This window comes from Subtercola boreus, from assembly GCF_003399645.1.
GTDB lineage: Bacteria > Actinomycetota > Actinomycetes > Actinomycetales > Microbacteriaceae > Subtercola > Subtercola boreus_A.
The window spans coordinates 140743-162641 of the sequence record NZ_NBXD01000014.1 but is presented as its reverse complement, the minus strand read 5'-3'; the positions used below and the strand labels follow the sequence as shown (position 1 = coordinate 162641).

18 protein-coding genes and 2 pseudogenes are annotated in these 21899 nt (G+C 67.6%); 1 reads left to right on the top strand and 19 read right to left on the bottom strand.

Going from position 1 to position 21899, the window contains the following annotated elements; all coding sequences use genetic code 11:
- Positions 1-9: 9 nt before the first annotated feature.
- From B7R24_RS06895 to B7R24_RS06870, 6 genes are all read right to left on the bottom strand, one after another.
- A complete protein-coding gene (locus B7R24_RS06895; protein WP_116418227.1) occupies positions 10-222 on the bottom strand; it encodes a hypothetical protein in 213 nt (70 codons plus the stop codon).
- A gap of 97 nt (positions 223-319) precedes the next feature.
- Complete coding sequence (locus B7R24_RS06890) at positions 320-736, bottom strand: cytochrome c oxidase subunit 4 (RefSeq protein ID WP_116418226.1); 417 nt, start codon at positions 734-736, stop codon at positions 320-322.
- 1 nt (position 737) lies between these two features.
- Entirely contained in the window at positions 738-2444 is a 1707-nt protein-coding gene (ctaD, locus tag B7R24_RS06885; RefSeq protein WP_116422255.1) for an aa3-type cytochrome oxidase subunit I, read from the bottom strand.
- 9 nt (positions 2445-2453) lie between these two features.
- Positions 2454-3353 carry an aa3-type cytochrome oxidase subunit II gene (gene ctaC, locus B7R24_RS06880; RefSeq protein ID WP_253259929.1) on the bottom strand — a complete coding sequence of 300 codons (900 nt, stop codon included), beginning with the start codon at positions 3351-3353 and terminating at the stop codon, positions 2454-2456.
- A gap of 248 nt (positions 3354-3601) precedes the next feature.
- Positions 3602-3970, bottom strand: coding sequence for a HesB/IscA family protein (locus B7R24_RS06875; protein WP_116418223.1), 369 nt, complete (start codon positions 3968-3970; stop codon positions 3602-3604).
- A 111-nt stretch (positions 3971-4081) separates the two neighbouring features.
- Positions 4082-5533, bottom strand: a complete 1452-nt coding sequence (locus B7R24_RS06870) for a dipeptidase (protein ID WP_116418222.1) — start codon at positions 5531-5533, stop codon at positions 4082-4084.
- Between the two features lie 57 nt (positions 5534-5590).
- Here B7R24_RS06870 and B7R24_RS06865 point away from each other — a divergent pair, with 57 nt between their 5' ends.
- Complete coding sequence (locus B7R24_RS06865) at positions 5591-6184, top strand: DUF3043 domain-containing protein (protein WP_116418221.1); 594 nt, start codon at positions 5591-5593, stop codon at positions 6182-6184.
- Between the two features lie 243 nt (positions 6185-6427).
- Here the strand turns inward: B7R24_RS06865 and B7R24_RS06860 are convergent, their stop codons facing one another.
- From B7R24_RS06860 to murC, 13 genes and pseudogenes are all read right to left on the bottom strand, one after another.
- The gene (locus tag B7R24_RS06860) at positions 6428-7465 is read right to left on the bottom strand and encodes a quinone-dependent dihydroorotate dehydrogenase (protein ID WP_116418220.1); all 1038 of its coding nucleotides are present in this window, start codon (positions 7463-7465) and stop codon (positions 6428-6430) included.
- A gap of 239 nt (positions 7466-7704) precedes the next feature.
- Positions 7705-8163, bottom strand: a pseudogene (nrdR, locus tag B7R24_RS18025) (transcriptional regulator NrdR); the annotation flags it as partial.
- A 489-nt stretch (positions 8164-8652) separates the two neighbouring features.
- Positions 8653-9960 (bottom strand): histidinol dehydrogenase, encoded by a 1308-nt coding sequence (gene hisD / locus B7R24_RS06850; protein ID WP_216363643.1) that lies wholly within the window; start codon positions 9958-9960, stop codon positions 8653-8655.
- Between the two features lie 47 nt (positions 9961-10007).
- Positions 10008-13478, bottom strand: a complete 3471-nt coding sequence (gene dnaE / locus B7R24_RS06845) for a DNA polymerase III subunit alpha (protein ID WP_116418468.1) — start codon at positions 13476-13478, stop codon at positions 10008-10010.
- A gap of 169 nt (positions 13479-13647) precedes the next feature.
- Positions 13648-14568 carry an RluA family pseudouridine synthase gene (locus B7R24_RS06840; RefSeq protein WP_116418217.1) on the bottom strand — a complete coding sequence of 307 codons (921 nt, stop codon included), beginning with the start codon at positions 14566-14568 and terminating at the stop codon, positions 13648-13650.
- A 2-nt stretch (positions 14569-14570) separates the two neighbouring features.
- Positions 14571-15215: a signal peptidase II gene (gene lspA / locus B7R24_RS06835; RefSeq protein ID WP_367302610.1), complete on the bottom strand. Its 645-nt coding sequence runs from the start codon at positions 15213-15215 to the stop codon at positions 14571-14573.
- Positions 15205-15906 (bottom strand): DivIVA domain-containing protein, encoded by a 702-nt coding sequence (locus tag B7R24_RS06830; protein WP_116418216.1) that lies wholly within the window; start codon positions 15904-15906, stop codon positions 15205-15207. The genes lspA and B7R24_RS06830 overlap by 11 nt, the downstream gene beginning before the upstream one ends.
- A gap of 97 nt (positions 15907-16003) precedes the next feature.
- Positions 16004-16315: a YggT family protein gene (locus B7R24_RS06825; RefSeq protein WP_301182464.1), complete on the bottom strand. Its 312-nt coding sequence runs from the start codon at positions 16313-16315 to the stop codon at positions 16004-16006.
- Between the two features lie 7 nt (positions 16316-16322).
- The gene (locus tag B7R24_RS06820; protein WP_116418215.1) at positions 16323-16847 is read right to left on the bottom strand and encodes a cell division protein SepF; all 525 of its coding nucleotides are present in this window, start codon (positions 16845-16847) and stop codon (positions 16323-16325) included.
- A 53-nt stretch (positions 16848-16900) separates the two neighbouring features.
- Entirely contained in the window at positions 16901-17611 is a 711-nt protein-coding gene (locus tag B7R24_RS06815) for a YggS family pyridoxal phosphate-dependent enzyme (protein WP_116418214.1), read from the bottom strand.
- Positions 17608-18834: a cell division protein FtsZ gene (gene ftsZ / locus B7R24_RS06810; RefSeq protein WP_116418213.1), complete on the bottom strand. Its 1227-nt coding sequence runs from the start codon at positions 18832-18834 to the stop codon at positions 17608-17610. The genes B7R24_RS06815 and ftsZ overlap by 4 nt, the downstream gene beginning before the upstream one ends.
- 206 nt (positions 18835-19040) lie before the next feature.
- On the bottom strand, positions 19041-20372 hold the full coding sequence (locus B7R24_RS17565; protein WP_172582734.1) for an FtsQ-type POTRA domain-containing protein: 1332 nt from the start codon (positions 20370-20372) through the stop codon (positions 19041-19043).
- A gap of 105 nt (positions 20373-20477) precedes the next feature.
- A pseudogene (gene murC, locus B7R24_RS06800) lies at positions 20478-21896 on the bottom strand (UDP-N-acetylmuramate--L-alanine ligase); the annotation flags it as partial.
- Between the last annotated feature and the right edge of the window lie 3 nt (positions 21897-21899).

Here is a 21899-nt window from a genome sequence, read left to right as displayed (position 1 = left end):
CGAGGAGCATCAGGCGGGAGGTCGACCAAGGTGACGGCGCAGCCACGCTCCGATCCGCCCGGCGTATTCGTCGGTGAAACCGTTCGAGAGTCTCTGCGCCTCCTGGCCGAGGTCACCACCGGCGAGGATGGCCTGGAGTGCTTCCTCCGCACGCGCCTCGCGTTCGGCAGCCGTTGTGCGCGGAAGGGGGGCACGGTCATCGGATGGCTCGGCGGCACTCATGGCATGATCCTCTCCCATCATCCGACCGGCCCTGATGAACGACGAAGGGACCCTCCCGCTGTGACGGAAGAGCCCCTCTCAGGTCACTGCACGAGGTCTAGCGGGCGAAGTTGCCCCGGTAGTACTCGTAGACCCACCCGACGATCGCGACGAGCACCAGGGCCACACCGATGAAGCTGATCCACGTTCCGACGGCAAGGCCGAGCACGAAGATGGCCAGCGAACCGGCGAGCATGACGGGCCACCAGCTCCAGGGGCTGTAGAAGCCCATCTCCGGATCGCCGTCGTCGATGTTCGACGTCGTGATGTCTTCGGGCAGCTCGCCGCCCTGCGCACTGTGGACGCGACCGAGGTAGAACGCGATGAACGCCCCGAGAATGGCACCGAGCGCGATGCCGATCGTACCCACCCACTCGACGGTGCCGTACGACACCAGCGACCAGAGGATGTAGATGCCATCCGCGACGAGGAAGAAAGCCGCAAGGATCCAGAAGACGTTGATATTGGCGCGCATGCTATTTCACCTTCTCCTGGTCGAGGTCGTAGGTGGGGGCATCCGGAGCGTCCTTCGCCGGGCCCACACCGACCGGCAGGCCGGCCTCGGGGTGGTTCAGGTCGAAGGCGGGAGACTCCGACCGGATGCGCGGGATCGAGGTGAAGTTGTGTCGCGGCGGCGGGCACGAGGTCGCCCACTCGAGCGAGCGGCCGTAGCCCCACGGGTCGTTGACCGTGACCTTGGGTGCGCTCCGGGCCGTGATGTACACGTTCAGGAAGAACGGGATCATCGACGACGCGAGCAGGAACGCGCCCACCGTCGAGATCTGGTTCATCCAGGTGAAGCCGTCATCGGGCGAGTACGACGCGTACCGGCGGGGCATGCCCACGACTCCCAGCCAGTGCTGGATGAGGAACGTCGTGTGGAATCCGATGAACAGGAGCCAGAAGTGCCACTGGCCGAGCTTCTCGTTCAGCATCTTGCCGGTCCACTTGGGCCACCAGAAGTAGAAGCCCGCGAACATCGCGAACACCACGGTGCCGAAGACCACGTAGTGGAAGTGGGCGACGACGAAGTACGAGTCGGAGACGTGGAAGTCGAGCGGCGGCGAAGCCAGGATGACGCCGGTGAGACCACCGAAGGTGAACGTGATCAGGAATCCGATGGCCCACATCATGGGCGTCTCGAAGGTGACCGAGCCGCGCCACATCGTGCCGACCCAGTTGAAGATCTTGACACCCGTGGGCACCGCGATCAGCATCGTCATCAGAGCGAAGAACGGCAGCAGCACCGATCCGGTGACGTACATGTGGTGAGCCCAGACCGTGACCGAGAGGGCCGCGATCGAAATGGTCGCGTAGACGAGCGTCTTGTACCCGAAGATCGGTTTGCGGCTGAAGACCGGCAGCACCTCGGAGATGATGCCGAAGAACGGCAGCGCGATGATGTACACCTCCGGGTGGCCGAAGAACCAGAACAGGTGCTGCCAGAGCAGCACACCGCCATTCGCTGCGTCATAGATGTGCGCGTCGAACACCCTGTCTATACCGAGCGCCGACAGCGCCGCCGCCAGAACGGGGAACGCCATCAGCACGAGGATGGAGGTGACGAGCACGTTCCACGTGAAGATCGGCATGCGGAACATCGTCATGCCGGGAGCGCGCATCGTGATGATGGTGGTGATGAAGTTGACGCCACCCAGAATCGTGCCGAAACCCGAGAGCACCAGGCCGAAGACCCAGAGGTTGCCGCCGTCTCCCGGTGTGAAGGTCGTACTCGAGAGCGGCGCGTAGGCGAACCAGCCGAACGACGCAGCACCCTGCGGGGTCAGGAACCCGGCGACGACGATGAGCGAGCCGAAACTGTAGAGCCAGTAGGCGAACGCGTTCAGACGGGGGAACGCGACATCCGGAGCACCGATCTGCAGCGGCATCAGAACGTTGGCGAACCCGGCGAACAGCGGCGTCGCGAACATCAGCAGCATGATCGTTCCGTGCATGGTGAAGAGCTGGTTGTACTGGTCTTTGGTGGCCAGCAGTTGGGCACCGGGCTCGAACAGCTGCGCCCGGATGACGAGGGCCATGACTCCGCCGAGGCAGAAGTAGACGAACGACGAGATCAGGTACATGTACCCGATCGTCTTGTGGTCGGTGGAGGTGATCCACTTGACCAGAACGTTGCCCTTACGCTCGATCGGCGTGACTCTGGGGGCGGTCAGTGTGCTCATCGTCGCCTTCTACTTCGAAGCTCCCGATTCGGACTCAGCCAGAGGCGAGACCGTGCCGGGAAGGTTGGTGTTGCGGTTGTAGTCGTCGCCGAGCTGGCCGGTGAAACCCTGGTCGGCGAGGGACTTCGTGTAGGCGTCGTAGTCGGCCTGCGACACGACCTTCACGTTGAAGAGCATGTCGGAGTGGTACTCACCGCAGAGCTCGGCGCACTTGCCGGAGAAGGTGCCGATGCGCTCGGGTGTGACGTACATGTAGTTCGTCTTGCCGGGGATCATGTCTTTCTTGTAGAGGAAGTCGATGACCCAGAAGGAGTGGATGACGTCGCGTGCGTGAAGTTCGATGGTGATCTTCTTGTCGACCGGCAGGTACAGGGTCGGAATCTCGCTCTCGACCAGCGCGCTGTTCGCGTCGCCACCGGCGGAGGCCGGCGCGCTCTGCGCCTGCACGCCCGCGGTGTAGACGTTCTGGTTGACGTAGTTGAAGTCCCACGCCCACTGCTTGCCGTAGACCGAGATGACCTCGTCGGGAGCCGCGTACGGCTGCTCGATGTCTGCCTGGTCTTTCGCGGTGAACGCGAAGAAGCCGAGCACCAGGATGAGGGGCACCACCGTGTAGAAGATCTCGATGGGCATGTTGTAGCGCAGCTGCACCGGGAGCCCGGTCTGGCCGCGACGACGACGGAAGACGACGACGGCCCAGATGGTGAGGCCCCAGGTGATGATGCCGACCGCGAGCAGCACGATCCACGAGGTGACCCAGAGACCGGTCACCTTGTCGGTGTTGTTCGTGGTGCCGGGCTCCGCGGGGAGGAAGCCCTGCATCTGCTGCTGCGAGCAGCCTGCCAACAGCAAGCCCATGCTCACCATGACGGGAATGGCGACCCATCTGAGACGTCTTTTCGAGCGCACCTGAAACCCTTCGGAACTACTGCTGGTGATACGTGTGTCCAGTGTATTTGACGCTGCCTAGCCTAATGCGACCAATCCGGGCTGAATGTTTCACCGGGCGGGGCTGACAAGCGTGTCTGAGTGTGCCCAGAGCGTGAAAAACCCCCCGAGATCCGCATGTTCACGGGCCTCGGGGGGTGAAGCTGAGCGATTCTACTCAGCGTAGAAATTTTTTGGCGAGACCACCCCGGGGGCGGCCCGCACGGGTGTCAGTGGAACGAATCGCCGCACGCACAGCTACCGCCGGCGTTCGGGTTGTCGATGGTGAAGCCCTGCTTCTGGATCGTGTCTTCGAAGTCGATGGTCGCACCATCGAGGTAGGGCACGCTCATCTTGTCGACGATGACCTCCACGCCGTCGAAGTCGACCACGCCGTCGCCGTCGAGCTGGCGCTCGTCGAAGTAGAGCTGGTAGATCAGGCCCGAGCATCCGCCGGGCTGCACGGCCACACGGAGGCGCAGGTCGTCGCGGCCCTCCTGGCCGAGGAGGCTCTTCACCTTGGCGGCTGCACCGTCGGTGAGGCCGACCTTGTGCGCGGGGGCCTCGGTCTGCGGGGTGAGTGCGAGGGTGTCGCTCATGTTCGTCTCCTTAGGGGTGACCGGTTCTACCGAAATTCTATGCCGACAACCTGCGAGTCGGGCCGTTCATTCCCCATCCGTGCGAAGACGGGCTCCGGATGTGGCGTTCCGTCACTCCGAGAGTTCTGCCAGCGTCTGCTCGGCCAACCGCGAGAGCAGCAGGGCCTCCGTCAGAATGGCGCGCTTGAACACGCCGAGGTGCAACGACTCGTTCGGGCTGTGAGCGCGGGTGTCAGGGTCTTCGACGCCCGTGACGAGGATCTGGGCATCCGGGAACACCCGTACCAGATCGGAGATGAAGGGGATCGAGCCGCCGATGCCGGTCTCCATCGGTTCCACGCCCCAGCCGTCGGCCATCGCCTGTTTCGCCGCAGCGACCGCCCATCCGCTGGTGTCGACGAGGAACGGCTGGCCGGTGTCGGTGTCGCTGATGTCGATGTGAGCCCCGAACGGAGCGTTGGCACGCAGATGGGTCTCAATCGCCTCGAGCGCCTCCCGCGCATCCTGGCCCGGCGCGATGCGAGCGCTGAGACGCGCCGAGACCTTCGGCAGGAGGGTGTTGGATGCGTTCGCCACGCTGGGCGCGTCGATTCCCGTGATGGTGATGGCGGGCTTGGCCCACAGCCGCGACAGCAGCGGCCCCGAGCCGATGGGCGTGACGCCCGGCAGCAGTGCGGCATCCCGCTCGAAGTCGGCCACGTCGTCGGCGCTCTCGGGCACGGTCTCGCCCGACTCGGTCAGGCCGGCGACCGCGACGCTGCCATCTGCCGTGTGCAGCGTGGCCAGCAGACGGATCATGGCCATCATCGCGTCGGGGGCCGCCCCACCGAACATGCCGGAGTGCGAGGCGTGCTCGAGGGTCGAGACCGTGAGCCTGAACGTGACGTTGCCGCGCAGGCTGATGGTGAGCGACGGGGTGTCGACGTTCCAGTTGTCGGAGTCGGCCACGATGATGACGTCGGCCGCGAGAGCGTCGCGATTCTGGTCGAGGAAACTGGCGAAGGAGCGGGAGCCGAACTCCTCCTCCCCCTCGATGAAGACGACGAGGCCGAGGTCGAGGTCGTCGCCGTACGCCTCGTGCAATCCCCTGACCGCGGCGAGGTGCGAGACGACGCCGGCCTTGTCATCGGCGGCTCCGCGGCCGTAGAGGCGGTCACCGCGCACGGTCGGCTCGAAGGGAGGTGAGTCCCAGTCAGCGTCGTCACCGGGAGGCTGCACGTCGTGGTGGGCGTAGAGCAGCACGGTCGGTCGCCCATTGCGGGCGGGGCGTGTCGCGAGAACGGCTGGTTGGCCGAGCTCGCCCGTCTGCTCGTTCGCCACGGCCTGTTTCACGTCGACAGCCTCGAAGACCCCGGTCGCCTCGAACAGAGCAGCGACTGCTTTCGCGCTGGCCGCGACGTTCGCCGGGTCGAAAGCATCCCACGAGACGGAGGGCAGCCGCACCAGGTCGGTCAGGTCGGCGATCGTGGCCGGCAACGCGCCGGCCAGCGAGGTGCGGATGCCCGTCTCACGATCCCCGGAGCGTGTGCTTTGGCTGTCAGAAGTGCCCTGTTCGTCGGTCATACGGGTAATCTTAGAAGGCAGGTGGTGACTACCGCCCGTGAGACCCGAGGACTGACTGTGGCCAAGCGCGAAACCCCCGTTGCCGAGATCGAGACCCCCGAGGCGACCGCTGCCCGCCTGAAGTCGGCGCAGGGCGTATCGCTCGGCAAGGGCGCCCCGACGCCCACCCGCCGCGAGCAGGAGGCGGCACGCCGAAAGCCCCTGGTGCCGAGTGACCGCAAAGAGGCGGCCCGGCAGGCGAAGACGCAGACCGCCACAGCACGGGAGCGTGCCCGCATCGGCATGGCCGCCGGCGAGGAGCGCTACCTCCTGGCGCGCGACAAGGGTGTGCAGCGGCGCTACATCCGCGACTACGTCGACGCGCGGTTCAGCATCGGCGAAGCAATCATTCCGGTGATGTTCGCGGTCATCCTGTTGACCCTCGTGCCGAACACCACCATCCAGACCTACCTGATGCTCGTGCTCTACGCCTTCGTGATCATCGTGGTCATCGACATCCTGCTCATGGGCAACCGCATCAACAAGCGTCTGCGCGAGAAGTACGGAACGCTCGACCGTGGGCTGCGCTGGTACGGTGCGATGCGCGCCCTGCAACTGCGCCCGATGCGCCTGCCGAAGCCGCAGGTGAAGCGCGGGCAGTTCCCGAGCTAGGCGCTCCGCTCGCGCCGCTGCAGGCGCCGAGCGCGGGCCGCTCTGCTCACCCCCGCAGTGGGCGCGGGGGGACGCTGGTCTTTGTCCGTTTCGCGGCTGCGCGCGCAGGCGCGGAAGCGACAAACGACCGCGGAACCCCCGCCGCCTGGCATGGGTGGGCGCGGCGTGGGTGGGCGCGGCGTGGGTGGGCGCGGCGTGGGTGGGCGCGGCGTGGGTGGGGGCGGCGTGGGTGGGTGGGCCGGGTCATCGATGTGCGGCGTGGAGCCGTGCGAGGCCGCGGTTGATCTGGCGGGCCCAGAGGGGACCGCGGTAGAGGAAGCCGGTGTAGCCCTGCACGAGCGTGGCTCCGGCGGCCAGGCGTTCGGCCACATCATCCGCGGTCTCGATGCCGCCGACCGAGATGATGCAGAGCTCCGGCGGAACGACGGCGCGCAACACCTTCAGCACTTCGAGGGATCGTGCGGCGACGGGCGGGCCCGAGAGTCCGCCCGCACCGGCTGCCGCGACAGCAGCGGGGTCGGTTGTCAGGCCGTCGCGCGAGATCGTCGTGTTGGTGGCGATGACGCCGTCGAGGCCGAGCGAGACGGCGAGTCCGGCGATGCGGCGCACCTCGTCGTCAGTGAGGTCGGGGGCGATCTTCACGAGCAGGGGTACGGCGCCCGCCTCTTCGCGCACGGCCGCGAGCAGGGGTTCCAGCCTGTCGAGCTCCTGAAGGCCGCGAAGGCCCGGGGTGTTCGGTGAGCTGACGTTGACGACGAGGTAGTCGGCGACGGGGGCGAGAGCCCGGGCGCTCGAGCGGTAGTCGTCGATGGCGTCGTCGACGTCGACGACGCGGCTCTTGCCGATGTTGACACCGACGATGGGGCGGTAGTTCGCTGCCGATGTGCGGGCGATTCGCAGGGCGGCGGGGCCCGCTCCCCCGTTGTTGAAGCCCATCCGGTTGATCACGGCTCGATCGGCGACCAGACGGAACAGGCGCGGCCGATCATTGCCGGGTTGGGCCTTGGCGGTCAGGGTTCCGACTTCGACATGGCTGAAGCCGAGCATCCCGAGCCCGATGATGGCGCGGCCGTCTTTGTCGAAGCCGGCGGCGACCCCGAACGGCGAATCGAACTCGAGCCCGAGCGTGTGCACGGCCAGCGACGGATCGGGCGCCGTGAACCGGCGTACCCGCGCGCCGAGGCGGGTGCGCGGAAGGGAGCGGATGACGTCGAAGGCGAGATGGTGGGCCCGCTCGGGGTCGAGGCGCGTCAGAACGTGACGGAAGAGAAAGCCGTACACCGCGGGCGCTACCCGCGCCGGGCGGCGCTGGCCGCGGCCTGGGCAGCGTGCGATGGCGGTGTGGCCGTTCCGGCGCGCGATGACGCCGTCGAAGGCGAGGCGCTTGCCTCGGTTTGCACCGAAGAGGGGGCGGAGGCCACGCCAGCCGAGGGCGTGGCTGCGGCGCCGGCGCCCGTCGTCGTGGCCGAACCCGTAGCACTGCCCGCCGCAGTTCGCTGTGCCGAGGGGCCGGAACGGTCATCCGGGGCCGTGTCGTGCTCTACCCGCAGCAGGGTGATGGCCGCCTCGAAGTCGTCGAGGGAGTCGAAGGCCTGGTAGACGGAGGCGAAACGGAGGTACGCCACTTCGTCGAGCTCGCGGAGGGGCTGCAGGATGGCGAGCCCGATGTCGTTCGCCTCGACCTGCGCCGCTCCGGTCGAGCGCACCGTCTCCTCGACGCGCTGGGCGAGAACGGCGAGGTCGGAATCCGTCACCGGGCGGCCCTGGCACGCCTTTCGAACACCGTTCATGATCTTCTCGCGGCTGAACGGTACGACCACTCCACTGCGCTTGATGACGCTGAGGCTCGCGGTCTCGGTCGTGCTGAAGCGCCGCCCGCAGTCGGGGCACTGACGGCGGCGGCGAATGGCTGTGCCGTCGTCGGAGGTGCGCGAGTCGACGACGCGGGAATCGGGGTACCGGCAGTACGGGCAATACATGGTGCCTCGAGTTTACCGGCCCGCACGTGCGTGGGGTGCCCGGTCGGTGCAAGCCACCGCCCTGCCCACGCGGGAGCCACATCCCTGCCGGTGCCCAGGGGTCCCCACCCGGACGGAGCTCAGCCAAACCGTCGCGAATAGGGCGCCACTCGGGCTGGGCGCCGGCCGGCGGGAGGCGAACCGACGCGAAATGGTGAATCCGCCGCCGTATCTGGCGCGGATGTGTGCTCTCACGTCGATTCGGACGCGCTGGGGGACGCGGTCGGACCACCCGCGACGCCTCGCGTTACGGGGCGGGCGAGCGGTGGAACCCTGCCGGGCTGACGGCGAAGGCGGTGTCGAGGCAACCGGCGCGTTGCGGCGCTACTCCGAAGGGAAGCGCGGCGCGGCGCGGCCCGGCGCTACTCGCGCGGGAAGCGCGGACCGGCCGACGCGGCGCGGCGCTAGTCGCGCGGGAAGCGCGGACCGGCCGGCGCGGGAAGCCCGGCGCTACTCCGAAGGGAAGCGCGCGGCGACCGCCGCCGCGTGCGCGGGGAGGTTCTCGCTGGTGGCGAGGGCGTGGATGCGGCCGGCGACCTCGGAGAGGGCGGCACGGTCGTAACGGATGACCTGTTGCGGGCGAAGGAACGTGTATGCCCCGAGGCCCGACGAGAAGCGCGACTGGCCACCGGTGGGCAGCACGTGGTTCGAGCCGGCGAGATAGTCGCCGAGGCTGACGGGCGAGTACGAGCCGACGAAGATGGCCCCGGCACTGTGGATGCTCGCCACCACCTCGTCGTCGGACGCCGTCTGGATCTCGAGGTGCTCCGGCCCGTAGGCGTCGCTGAACCGCGCTGCAGCGGCGAGGTCATCGACCAGGACGACCGCGGACTGCTGGCCCTCCAGCGCAACCAGGACGCGTGCTGAATGCGGCGTCGACTCCGCCAAACCTTCAAGCTCAACTCGAACTTCACTGGCAAAGGCGGGTGAGGGGGTGACCAGCACCGCCGCGGCGAGCTCGTCGTGTTCGGCCTGGCTGACGAGGTCGGCGGCCACGTATCCTGCGTCGGCCGTCTCGTCGGCGATGATGAGGATCTCGGTGGGGCCGGCCTCCGAATCGATTCCCGTGCGACCACGCACGAGGCGCTTGGCTGCGGCGACGTAGACGTTGCCCGGGCCCGTGATGATCTGCACGGGCTCGAGCCCGAGGTCGGCGACGCCATAGGCGAGGGCACCGATCGCGCCGGCGCCGCCCATTGCGTACACCTCGGTGACACCGAGTAGGCCCGCCGCCCCGAGGATGGTGGGGTGCACGCGCCCGCCGAACTGCTGCTGGGGCGGGGAGACGAGTGCGATCGACGGCACTCCGGCCGCCTGTGCGGGCAGGACGTTCATCACCACGCTCGACGGGTACACGGCCTTGCCGCCGGGAACGTAGAGCCCGACGCGGTCCACCGGCTGCCAGCGCTGCTCCACGACCGCACCGTCGCCGAGCACCGTCGATGTGCCGCTGGGAACCTGCGCGGCGGTCGCCCGGCGCACCCGGTCGATCGCCTCGTCGAGCGCGGCACGAACATCCGGAGCCAGTTGAGCGACAGCGTCATCGATCTCCGACTGCGGAACCCGGATGCTCGGGGCCTCGCCCCCGTCGAAGCGCGCCGCCTGCGCCCGCAGTGCCGTACTGCCCTCGGCCCGCACGGCATCGATGAGGGCCTGGGCGGCCTCGGTCGCGACCCCGACGTCGGTGACGGCACGAGGAACGAGCTCGAGCAACTGGGCACGCGACGGGGTCATTCCCCGTAAGTCAATGGTCTGCATCATGGCCCCCCGATTCTACCGGCCCGACCGGGGGTGCGGGGCGCTGGTCAGAGCAGGCAGGCGGGGCCGAGGAGGGACTTCAGTTCGCCGTAGAGGTCGGCCGTGACCCGCACCCGGAACGGGATCTCGAAGACGCGTGCCGTGCCGCCCTTCAGCAGCTTCAGCCGCACCTCGTTGTCGCCGGCGTGCCGGATCAGCACGTCGTTCAGCGCCTGCACCGTCTCGGTCGTCGCGCGGGCGTCGGCCATCGAGATCTCGATCGGGCCCCCTCCCCCGTCGGCGTTGCCCAGATCGGGGCTGAACAGGCTGAACGCGTGCAGGTTCATGCCGTCGTCGCGAATCGACACGCGGCCGCGCAGCACCACGATCGAGTCGTTCGTGAGGGCTGGAGCGAACTCCTGGTACGCCTTGCCCATGAACATCGCCGTGACCTCGCCGCCGAAGTCCTCCACCACGATCGAGCCGTACTGGTTGCCCGAGTTGCGGGCGACGCGGTGTTGCACGTTCGTGATGAGACCGGCGACCACCACGGTGTCGCCGTCGGCGGTGTGCTCCGACGTCAGCATGTCGGCGATGGTCGTCGAGGCGTGTTTGGCCAGCGGGATCTCGAGCCCGGCGAGTGGATGATCGGACACATACAGCCCGAGCATGTCGCGCTCGAACGCGAGCTTGTCGCGCTTGGACCATTCCGGGCGCTCGGGTACCTGCCGGTTGTCCTGAGGGAGGTCCCAGAGGGAATCGAAGTCGAAGCCGACCTGCCCGTTCGCTTCGGCCCGCTTCTCGCTGACCGCCGCCTCGACGGCCCCCTCGTGGATCTCTACCAGCGCCCGCCGCGTATCGCCCAGCGAATCGAAGGCGCCCGCCTTGATGAGCGATTCGATGGTGCGCTTGTTCGTCGCCGCCAGCGGGATCTTCTGCAGGAAGTCGTGGAACGACGTGAAGGCACCCTTGGTCTTGCGGGCCTCGATGATGTGGTCGACGACCGCAAAACCGACGTTCCGCACCGCGCCCATGCCGAACCGGATGTCTTCGCCCACGGCCGCGAAGAACCCGATCGACTCGTTGACGTCGGGCGGCAATACGGTGATGTTCATGCGCCGGCACTCATTGAGGTAGATCGCCGACTTGTCTTTCGAGTCGCCGACCGACGTGAGCAGCGCCGCCATGTACTCCGCCGGGTAGTGCGCCTTGAGGTACGCCGTCCAGTAGGAGATGACGCCGTAGGCCGCCGAGTGCGCCTTGTTGAAGGCGTAGTCGGAGAAGGGCAGCAGGATGTCCCACAGAGTCTTGACGGCCGCGTTCGAGTAGCCGTTCGCGTTCATTCCAGCCGAGAAACCCTCGTACTGCTTGTCGAGCTCGCTCTTCTTCTTCTTGCCCATCGCGCGCCGCAGCAGGTCGGCCTGGGCGAGCGTGAACCCGCCGAGCTTCTGAGCGATCGACATCACCTGCTCCTGGTACACGATCAGGCCGTAGGTCTGCCCGAGCACCTCGCGCAGGGGCTCCTCGAGCTCCGGGTGGATCGGCGTGACCTGCTGCAGCCCGTTCTTCCGGAGCGCGTAGTTCGTGTGCGAGTCGGCGCCCATCGGGCCCGGCCGGTAGAGCGCCAGGATGGCCGAGATGTCTTCGAAGTTGTCGGGCTTCATCAGTCGCAGCAGCCCGCGCATGGGCCCGCCGTCGAGCTGGAACACGCCCAGCGTGTCACCCCGGGCAAGCAGCTCGTAGGCCGGCACATCGTCGAGCTCGAGCTCCTCCAGCACAGGCCGGAACCCCCGGTTCGACTCAATGTTGTCGAGCGCATCGTCGATGATCGTGAGGTTGCGGAGCCCCAGGAAGTCCATCTTGATCAGCCCGAGCGATTCGCAGGCCGGGTAGTCGAACTGCGTGACGATCTGGCCGTCCTGCTCGCGCTTCATGATCGGGATGATGTCGATCAGCGGGTCGCTCGACATGATCACGCCGGCCGCGTGCACACCCCACTGGCGCTTCAGGTTCTCGATGCCGACGGCCGTCTCGAAGACGGTGCGCGCCTCGGGGTCGGCCTCGATGACCGCGCGCACATCCGACGCCTCCTTGAACCGTGGATGCGCGGTGTCGAAGATGCCCGAGAGCGGGATGTCCTTGCCCATGATGGGCGGCGGCATGGCCTTGGTGAGCTTCTCTCCCATGCCGAACGGGAAGCCGAGCACGCGCGAGGAGTCCTTCAGCGCCTGCTTCGCCTTGATGGTGCCGTAGGTGACGATCTGGGCGACCCGCTCGTCGCCGTACTTCTCGGTCACGTAGCGGATGACCTCACCGCGGCGCCGGTCGTCGAAGTCGACGTCGAAGTCGGGCATCGAGACGCGATCCGGGTTCAGGAACCGCTCGAAGATCAGGCCGTGCCGGATCGGGTCGAGATCGGTGATGCGCATCGCGTAGGCGACCATCGAGCCGGCACCGGATCCACGCCCGGGGCCTACCCGGATGCCGTTGTTCTTCGACCAGTTGATGAAGTCGGCGACCACCAGGAAGTAGCCCGGGAACCCCATCTGCACGATGACGCCGACCTCGTAGTCGGCGCGCGCCCGCACGTCTGACGGGATGCCGTTCGGGTACCGGTCGACGAGACCCTTCTCGACCTCCTGGATGAACCAGGTGTCCTCGGTCTCGCCCGCCGGCACCGGGAAACGCGGCATGTAGCTCGCCGAGGTGTCGAACTTCACCTCGCAGCGTTCGGCGATGAGCAGCGTGTTGTCGCAGGCTTCCGGATGATCGCGGAAGATCTGTCGCATCTCGCCGGCCGACTTGAGGTAGAACTCGTCGGCGTCGAATTTGAAGCGGTTCGGATCGCTGAGCGTCGATCCGGACTGCACGCAGAGCAGCGCGGCGTGCGATGTCGCGTCGTGGGCGTGCGTGTAGTGCAGGTCGTTCGTTGCGACCAGGGGCAGGTCGAGCTGCTTCGCGAGCCGCAGCAGGTCGCCCATGATCTGGCGTTCGATGCCGAGCCCGTGGTCCATGATCTCGGCGAAGTAGTTCTCTGCCCCGAAGATGTCGCGGTAGTCGGATGCCGCCTTGACGGCCTCGTCGTACTGCCCGAGACGGAGGCGCGTCTGCACCTCGCCCGACGGGCATCCGGTGGTCGCGATGAGACCGTTGGAGTACTGGGCGAGCAACTCGCGATCCATTCTCGGCTTGAAGTAGTACCCCTCGAGCGACGCCCGCGACGACAGCCGGAACAGGTTGTGCATACCGGCGGTGTTCTCGCTCAGCAGCGTCATGTGCGTGTACGCGCCCGAACCCGAGACATCGTCGCGACCGCTGTTCGGGCCGCCCCACTTCACCCGGGTCTTGTCGCCGCGATGCGTGCCGGGCGTGATGTAGGCCTCGGTGCCGATGATGGGCTTGATACCGGCGTCGGTCGCCGTCTTCCAGAAGTCGAAGGCCCCGAAGACGTTGCCGTGGTCGGTCACCGCGACTGCGGACATTCCCTGCTCGACTGCCGCCTCGATCAGGGGTTTCACCCGTGCGGCACCGTCGAGCATCGAGTACTCCGAGTGCACGTGGAGGTGAACGAACGAATCGGACGCGGGTGACAAATCTTCTCCGACGAGCTAGAGGTTGAGGTGACCAGTTTAGCCGTCGGCCACCGACATCGGGCCGGCTCCCGCGTGTCGTCGGCGAGCCGCGCCGGTGGGTTCGCTGGGCGCCCGCTCAGTCGTTGCGGAGTGTATCGAGGGCGTGCTGCAGGTCGGCCGGGTACGTCGACTCGAACTGCACGTACTCCCGGGACGCAGGATGCACGAACCCGAGTTTCAGGGCGTGCAACCACTGCCGGCCGAGCCCCAGCCGAGCCGAGATCGTCGGGTCGGCGCCGTACATGGCGTCGCCGACACACGGATGACGCTGGGCCGCCATGTGCACGCGGATCTGATGCGTGCGTCCGGTCTCGAGATGGATCTCGAGCAACGACGCGCTGGGGAACGCTTCGATCGTCTCGTAGTGCGTGACGCTCGGCTTGCCCGACGCGACCACCGCGAACTTCCAGTCGGAGCGGGGGTGCCGCCCGATCGGTGCGTCGATCGTGCCGGCGAGCGGGTCGGGATGACCCTGCACGACGGCGTGGTAGATCTTGTCGACCTCCCGGTCGTGAAAGAGGCGCTTCAGCCAGGTGTAGGCCTCCTCGCTCTTCGCGACGACCATGAGTCCGCTGGTCCCCGCGTCGAGACGGTGCACGATACCCGCCCGCTCGGCGGCTCCCGACGTGGAGATGCGAAAGCCCGCGGCGGCGAGGGCTCCGAGCACGGTGGGACCGGTCCAGCCGACCGAGGGGTGGGCCGCAACGCCGACGGGCTTGTCGACCACGACGAGGTCGTCGTCGTCGTGGATGATCGTGAGGTTCTCGACGGGCGTCGGTTCGATGCGCAGCTCCTGTTTGGGCGCCCAGATCACCTCGAGCCATGTGTCACGGCGCAGGCGATCGGACTTTCCGACCGTGCGCCCGTCGACACTGACCCCGCCGGCCTCGACCACATCGGCCGCGAAACTCCGTGAGAAGCCCATGAGCTTGGCAAGCCCGGCATCGACCCGTTCGCCGTCGAGGCCGTCGGGTACGGGGAGTTGGCGCGAGTCCACGCTCAGTCGCGCTTCTCGTCGGGCGAGGCGGCGGGAGCGGGCACGTCGACCGCCGCCTCGGCTGTGTCGGCGTCGCGGTCGGCATCGACGGGGCCCGCAGCATCCGGTCGCTCGGCACGCCGGCCGTCGAGCCCGATGCCCCGGATCGTCAGGATGAGGAAGATCGCCATCGCCGCGCAGATCGCGGTGTCGGCCAGGTTGAAAATCGCCGGAAGCAGCGGGATCTTGATGAAGTCGACCACGTGGCCGACGCCGAACCCGGGCTCCCGGAACAACCGGTCGCCGAGGTTGCCCAGCACGCCGCCCAGCAGCAGCCCGAAGACCGTCGCCCAACCGAGCGACCGGATGCGCCGGGAGAACCAGACGATGAAGACGACGACAGCGGCCGCCAGGATCGAGAAGATCCAGGTGTAGGCGTTGCCGATGGAGAAGGCCGCGCCCGAATTCGTGACGTAGAAGAACTGCAGCAGATCGCCCAGAACCGGAACGTACTGGCCCAGCGGCAGGGTGGTGACGACGAGGAACTTCGCACCCTGGTCGATGGCGAGGACGACAACCGCCACAACGACGAGAACGACCAGTGCGTGAGCACTGATCGTTCTCGAACGGCCTACGGCCGGTGGTGTTGCCAGAGGCTCAGGCTCCAAAGCCCTGGAAGCTCGAAGCGGGAGCGCTGTCGGTGCTCTCGCCCGACGAGTCGAGGTCGCGCAGCTGGCCCTCGATGTAGCCGCGCAGCTTCAGACGGTACTCCTTCTCGAACGAACGCAGTTCGTCGATGCGGTTCTCGATGCCGGCCTTCTCCTGGTTGAGCTTGGCAAGCTCGGTGCGCTGCTTGGCCTCGGCCTCGGCGACGAGGCGGTTGGCCGTGGCCTGGCCCTCCTCGATGAGCGCGGCGCGCTTGTCGGAGCCCTCTTTGACGTGCTCGTCGTGCAGGCGACGGGCGAGCTGCAGCAGGCTGGTGGTGCTGGCTGCGTCTTCGCCGTCGGGCACGGTGGTCGAGGGCACGGTCGACGAGGCTACGGCGGCCGGGGCGGCAACGGGCTCTGCGACGACGGGCTCTGCGACCTCGGCCGGAGCCGGGGTCTCGACGACGTCGACGACGGCGGTCTCTTCGCTGACCTCTGCAGGGGCGGCACTCACGGGCGCAGCCTCATCGCTGGCAGCCGGAGCGGCACTCGGTAGGATGCCCTTGCGGAGCTCTTCGTTCTCAGAGATCAGGCGGCGAAGCTCCACCACGACCTCGTCGAGGAAGTCGTCGACCTCGTCCTGGTCGTACCCAGCGCGAAACTGGGTTTGCGAAAAGCGCTTGTTAACAACTTCTTCCGGAGTTAACGGCATGTTCTTCCACCTTCATGAATTGTGACTGCCTAGGGAACCTAGTGACTGTCTAGGAGACGTTCTACGTTTCTGCAACTACGATACATGCGTCACCCGATCAAGCCGCAATCAGGCGCACGTAACTGGTCACGGACAGCAGGATGACCACCAGGAGCATCACGATGCTCCACCCGAAATCGAAGGCCACGGGGCCCACCCGGAGCGGCGGGATCAGGCGCCTGAAGAACTTGATCGGCGGATCGGTCACCGTGTACGCCACCTCTGCGAACACCAGTACAGCGCCCTGGGGACGCCACTGGCGCTGGAAGCTCCGCACGAGGTCGAGGATGAACCGACCCCACATGACGAAGAAGTAGAGCAGGAGGGCGAAATACGCGACTGTTGCGATGATGGCGACGAGGGAATCCACCCGTCAATTATGACTGGACGAAGAAGGAGGCTTCTGTACGCGTGTCGGTCTGGGCCTCGCCCGAGACAGAGACGTGCGACGGCGAGAGCAGGAAGACCTTGCTGGTGACCCGCTCGATCTTGCCGTAGAGACCCTGTGAGAGGCCACCTGCGAAATCGATGAGCCTCCGCGCGTCGGCATCGGTCATCTGCGACAGGTTGATGATGACGGGGATGCCCTCGCGGAAGCTCTCGGCGATGATCTGCGCGTCTTTGTACTGCTTCGGGTGAACGGTGAGGATTTCATTCATTTCGAGCGGCGCCGCATTCTTTTGAATCGTGTTTCGACGAAGGGGGGTGACGGGTGCACGGCCCGCGTTCGACTCGGCCCGTGCGCTGGGCGGAGCGGCGTAGGCGACGGGCCTGTCACCGGCCGGCTGTGCCGCCTGGGGGTGGGCGACATGGGCTGTGGGAGCGGCCTGCGTCTCTTCGTAGTCGAGCTCTTCGTCGGCAAGACCGAGGTAGACCATCGTCTTGCGTAGTGGATTGGCCATTTCTTCCTCCGGTTGAACGTGCGGTTGCCTGGGTGCAGTTGCCTGCTTCGAGATTAACGGCGGTCGGGTCTGTTTCCCGTGATTGCAGAACCGATCCGCAGGTGTGTCGCGCCCTCGGCGATGGCGGCGGCGAAATCGTTCGACATCCCTGCCGAGATGGCGGATGCCCGGGGGAAGCTCGTTCGAACGGCCTCCGAGATCGACCGGAGCCGCGCGAACGCTGCCCGGGGGTCGCCCTCGTTCGGAGCGACCGCCATGACGCCCAGCAGGCGGAGCCCGGGGAGCGGAGCGAGGTGCTCCGCCAGGGCCTCGGCGCCCTCGGGTGACACTCCCCCGCGCTCGGGATCGGGCGTGAGATTCACCTGCACGAAACATCCGATGCTCTCGCCTGTCGACTGCCGTTCGTCGGAGGCGAGGAGGTCGGCGAGGGAGGCACGATCTACAGAATGGATCACCGATGCGTATTCGGCGACCTGCCGCGCCTTCTTGCTCTGCAGCTGTCCGATGAAGTGCCAGGTCGAATCGAGGTCGGCGAGTTCTGCCGCCTTCTCGCGGGCCTCCTGGTGACGACTCTCGCCGAAGTCGGCGACGCCGAGGGCGGCGAGATCGCGCAACAGCGGCGCCCCGTGGAACTTCGTCACCGCGATGAGCGTCAGCTCGGCGGCTCGGCGCCCCGCGGCGTCGGCGGCCTCCTCGACAGCGGCGCGAACCCGGGCCAGACGACCGGCGAGGTCATCGGGGCCCGGGTTCGGATCGACGGTCACTTCAGGAAGTCGGGAACGTCGAGGTCGGAATCGTCGTCATCGGAGGCCGGGTCGAGCTGGGCGGTGCCCGTCAAACTGTGCTCGGGGGTCTGCGACCACGATGCCGCGGCGCTGTGCGGCTCGTCGGCGCGGTCGCGGCGGGTCGCCGGAGCAGCGCCTGCACCGTTGGAACCGCTCGAGCCGGCGCTGCTACCCACGCCCGCTCCGGAGAACAGGTCGCTGGCGTCGTTCGGCACCGAACCGAAGGGCCGCTTCGAGGCAGCCTCGGCGATCGTCTCTGCGGTGTCGAAGCCGGCCGCGATGACGGTGACGCGTACCTCGTCGCCGAGGGTGTCGTCGATGACGGCACCGAAGATGATGTTGGCTTCGGGGTGCACCGCGTCCTGCACGAGCTTTGCGGCGTCGTTGATCTCGAAGATGCCGAGGTTCGACCCGCCCTGGATGGACAGCAGTACACCATGCGCACCCTCGATGCTCGCCTCGAGCAGCGGTGAGGCGACGGCGAGCTCGGCTGCCTTGATCGCACGGTCGGCTCCCCTCGCCGAACCGATGCCCATGAGTGCGGAACCCGCACCCTGCATGACGCTCTTGACGTCGGCGAAGTCGAGGTTGATCAGACCCGGGGTCGTGATGAGGTCGGTGATGCCCTGCACACCTGCGAGCAGCACCTGGTCGGCGGTCGAGAAGGCCTCGAGCATGCTGATGCCGCGGTCACTGATCTCCAGCAGCCGGTCGTTCGGCACGACGATGAGCGTGTCGACCTCGTTCTTGAGGGTCGCGACGCCGTCTTCGGCCTGTGCCATGCGGCGCTTGCCCTCGAAGCCGAACGGCTTCGTGACGACACCGATGGTGAGCGCGCCGATCGACTTGGCGATGCGGGCGACGACGGGGGCGCCACCTGTACCGGTGCCACCACCCTCACCGGCCGTGACGAAGACCATGTCGGCCCCCGCGAGCGCCTCCTCGATCTCCTCGGCGTGGTCTTCTGCGGCGCGGCGGCCGACCTCGGGGTCTGCGCCGGCTCCGAGGCCGCGGGTGAGCTCCCGGCCTACGTCGAGCTTCACATCGGCGTCGCTCATCAGCAGCGCCTGGGCGTCGGTGTTGATGGCGATGAATTCGACTCCGCGCAGGCCGAGTTCGATCATCCGGTTGACGGCATTCACACCGCCGCCACCGATGCCGACCACCTTGATCACGGCGAGGTAGTTCTGGTTTGATGTCACGTCCGGCCTCCGGTCGACTCCCCGCCCGACTCGCCCCTGCTGGGTTCAAGTTCAAGTTGAGAGTTAATGTTATGCTGAGTATGTATTTCTTTCGATAAACCTAAGCGGGATGTGACGGAGCGTCTGCAACGCCGTGCCGCGTGTCGTATGTTGCGTGGCGAATCTGCCTGCCCACGTGCTGCCGTGGCATCCGCTCAGGCATCCGCTCAGGAGACGACGGGGCTCTCGGGGCTCGAGACGTCGTAGGTGAGGGTGGCGTCGGCGTTCTGCGTGGCGATCAGCTTGTCGAGCACCAGGGCCTTGAGCGCCGAGTTGGCGCTGCTCCCCCACATGACCTTCTGGCCACCGCCGGCGACCGTGAAGGTGACCGAGTCGGGCGTTGCAGCGCTGATCGTGTCGACGTTCGCCAGCAGTGCGGCGGGCAGGGCGCGAAGCACTGCCGTCGCTCCGAGGAAGCCCGGGCTGCCGATCGCCGTACCGGAGAGGTCGATCACCGGAAAGCCATCGGGGCGCGCGTCACTGTGCGACACGACGACACCGGCCGGGTCGACGAGGTCGAAGCCGGCCCCGGATGCTGCGGCCACCGCCCCCACCGGCTGGCGTTCGACGATCCGAACGACGAGGGTGTTGGGCAGCGACGACTCGGTCGAATAGCTCTGGATGAGCGGGAAGCCCGAGAGCTCGGACTCCATCCGCCCGTAGTCGACCAGCGCGAGCGGCCTCCCGACCTGGTCGGAGAGGGCGGACTGCACCTGGGCCGAGTCGATGCGGGACGTCCCTTCGACGCTGATGGCGCGCACGGCGAACACGGGCGAGTAGGCGGTCACGAGCACCACCACGACCAGCAGGGCGACGGCTCCGAGCGACACGATCCAGGTCAGCCGCCGCCTGCGGCTCTGCTCGGTGAACCGCCGCGACTCGAGCCGCTCGAACCGCTGCCGACGGCGAGCAGCCACCCGCAGGTTCTTACGCGCCAGACTCGCGTCGGACCGCCACCGGCTGCCGCCCGCGCCCGCGGCGCTGGCACCTGCGGCACCTGCCGCGCCCGCGCCCGCGGCACCGGCGGAACGCTTCGCGGCGTCCCTCTGCGCCACGGCGCCCCACCGAGAGGACGCAAATCTTTGCAACGAACTCGCTGTGGAACGATCTGCGTCGTCTCGCGACCCCGGAGGGGTGGTGGAGGGCTGACCTGAGGGTGCGGAGGTTCCCGACCCGGTGGCCGTGGAGGAGGGGGTGCTGCGTGAGGTGGGGGTGGAGGGTGCGGTGTTGGGGGTGGGGGTATTTGCGCCGATGGGATCGCCGACGAGGGGCTGGGCGGGCTTGACGCGGGTCATCCGCACGGGAGTGGGCGGGGTGGCCGGGCGGGTCCCTTCCGCACGCGGGGTGGCCGCGCGCTTTCCCTCTGCGGGCTTGGTGTCCGGGCGATCATCCTTGGCGGGCGTGGTGGCGGGGCGCTTCGCGCGGCCCTGTGGAGCGGCGGGAGGCGCGGGTGGTGTGGGCGACGTTGTCGGCGGGGTGATTCCGCCGGGACGCTTCATCGGAGCCCCACGCTACGCGTCGCCCTCGGCCGGAGCAGAAGCCGAAACGCCCGAGGTGGAACGAGTGGATGCCGCAGCGACAGCTGGGGCGTCTGAGGCGGAACCAGCCGAGGCGGTGTCGGCGGGGCCGGCCGGCACCGCGGCGAGCGACGCGAGCAGCTGCGGCACGATGAGGTTCACGTCTCCGCAGCCGAGCGTCACCACGAAGTCGCCGGGGCGGGCGATGGAGGCGGTGTAGTCGGCCGCCGCCTGCCAGTTTGCGAGGTACGCAACGTGGGCCGGGTCGGCGAAGCGCGACGAGACGGTCTCACCCGTCACACCGGGCACGGGGTCTTCGCGGGCCCCGCACACGTCGAGCACCACGGTGAAGTCGGCCGTGCGCTCCAGCACCGCGGCGAACTCGCCCGCCAGCAGCTGGGTGCGGCTGTAGAGGTGCGGCTGGTGGACGGCGATGATGCGTCCGTCGCCGACGACGGTGCGGGCGGCGGTGAGCGCGGCATCCACCTCGGTCGGGTGGTGCGCATAGTCGTCGTAGACGCTCACACCCCGCACGGTGTCGTGCAGTTCGAAGCGTCGGCCCGTTCCGTCGAAGGCGCCGAGGGCGGCGACGGATGCGGCGGGGTCGAACCCGAGGCCGACGAGCACCGCGAAGGCTCCCGCGGCGTTGAGGGCGTTGTGGGTACCCGGTACCCGCAACGCTCCGGAGTAGGAGACCCCGAGGTACTCGACCGCGAACGACACCGGGCCGTCGGCCACCACCGAGTGCAGACGAACATCCGCCCCCGACGCGACGCCGAAGGTGAGCACACGCGACGCGCTGAGCCGGGCGCCGACCCGCAGCGCCCCGGGATCGTCGGAGGAGATCACGACGAGCTCGGACGCCTTGTCGGCGAAGGTCACGAAGGCGTCTTCGACGGCCTCGTTCGAGCCGTAGTGGTCGAGGTGGTCGGGGTCGACGTTCGTGATGAGCGCGACCGCCGTGTCGTAGAGCAGGAACGACCCGTCGGACTCATCGGCCTCGAGCACGAAGAGTTCACCCTCGCCCCAGGCGGAGCTGGTTCCGAGCGCGGAGATGACGCCGCCGTTGACGAAGCTCGGGGCAGCACCGAGTTCGAGCAGGGCCTGCACGATCATGCCCGTCGACGTGGTCTTGCCGTGCGCACCCGCGACGGAGATGAGGCGACGGCGGTTGACGAGCCACGCCAGCGCCTGAGAACGGTGCAGCACGGGCAGTCCGCGCTGCTGGGCGAGCACGAGTTCGGGGTTGTCGGGCCAGAGCGCACTGGTGACGACGAGCGTGTCGGCGTCGCCCAGGTTGGCGGCATCGTGGCCGACGTGCACCGTCGCCCCGAGGGCACGGAGCTTCTCGGCGGTCTTCGAGTCGGTGCGGTCGGAGCCCGTCACGGTGACCCCGGCGGCGAGGAAGAGGCGGGCGATTCCGCTCATTCCCGCACCGCCGATGCCGACGAAGTGCACCGTCCCCAGTTCGGCCGGAATCTCAAGTGTGAGATCGGGTTTGATCACGAT

Bases quoted from the DNA above. Each gene is read 5' to 3' on its own strand.
- B7R24_RS06875 (WP_116418223.1), bottom strand. From the start codon at position 3,970: ATGAGCGACACCCTCGCACTCACCCCGCAGACCGAGGCCCCCGCGCAC.
- B7R24_RS06895 (WP_116418227.1), bottom strand. From the start codon at position 222: ATGAGTGCCGCCGAGCCATCCGATGACCGTGCCCCCCTTCCGCGCACA.
- B7R24_RS06820 (WP_116418215.1), bottom strand. From the start codon at position 16,847: ATGGCCAATCCACTACGCAAGACGATGGTCTACCTCGGTCTTGCCGAC.
- B7R24_RS17565 (WP_172582734.1), bottom strand. From the start codon at position 20,372: ATGAAGCGTCCCGGCGGAATCACCCCGCCGACAACGTCGCCCACACCA.
- dnaE (WP_116418468.1), bottom strand. From the start codon at position 13,478: ATGCTCGACGGTGCCGCACGGGTGAAACCCCTGATCGAGGCGGCAGTC.
- B7R24_RS06890 (WP_116418226.1), bottom strand. From the start codon at position 736: ATGCGCGCCAATATCAACGTCTTCTGGATCCTTGCGGCTTTCTTCCTC.
- hisD (WP_216363643.1), bottom strand. From the start codon at position 9,960: ATGCAGACCATTGACTTACGGGGAATGACCCCGTCGCGTGCCCAGTTG.
- B7R24_RS06830 (WP_116418216.1), bottom strand. From the start codon at position 15,906: ATGCCGTTAACTCCGGAAGAAGTTGTTAACAAGCGCTTTTCGCAAACC.
- B7R24_RS06870 (WP_116418222.1), bottom strand. From the start codon at position 5,533: ATGACCGACGAACAGGGCACTTCTGACAGCCAAAGCACACGCTCCGGG.
- ctaD (WP_116422255.1), bottom strand. From the start codon at position 2,444: ATGAGCACACTGACCGCCCCCAGAGTCACGCCGATCGAGCGTAAGGGC.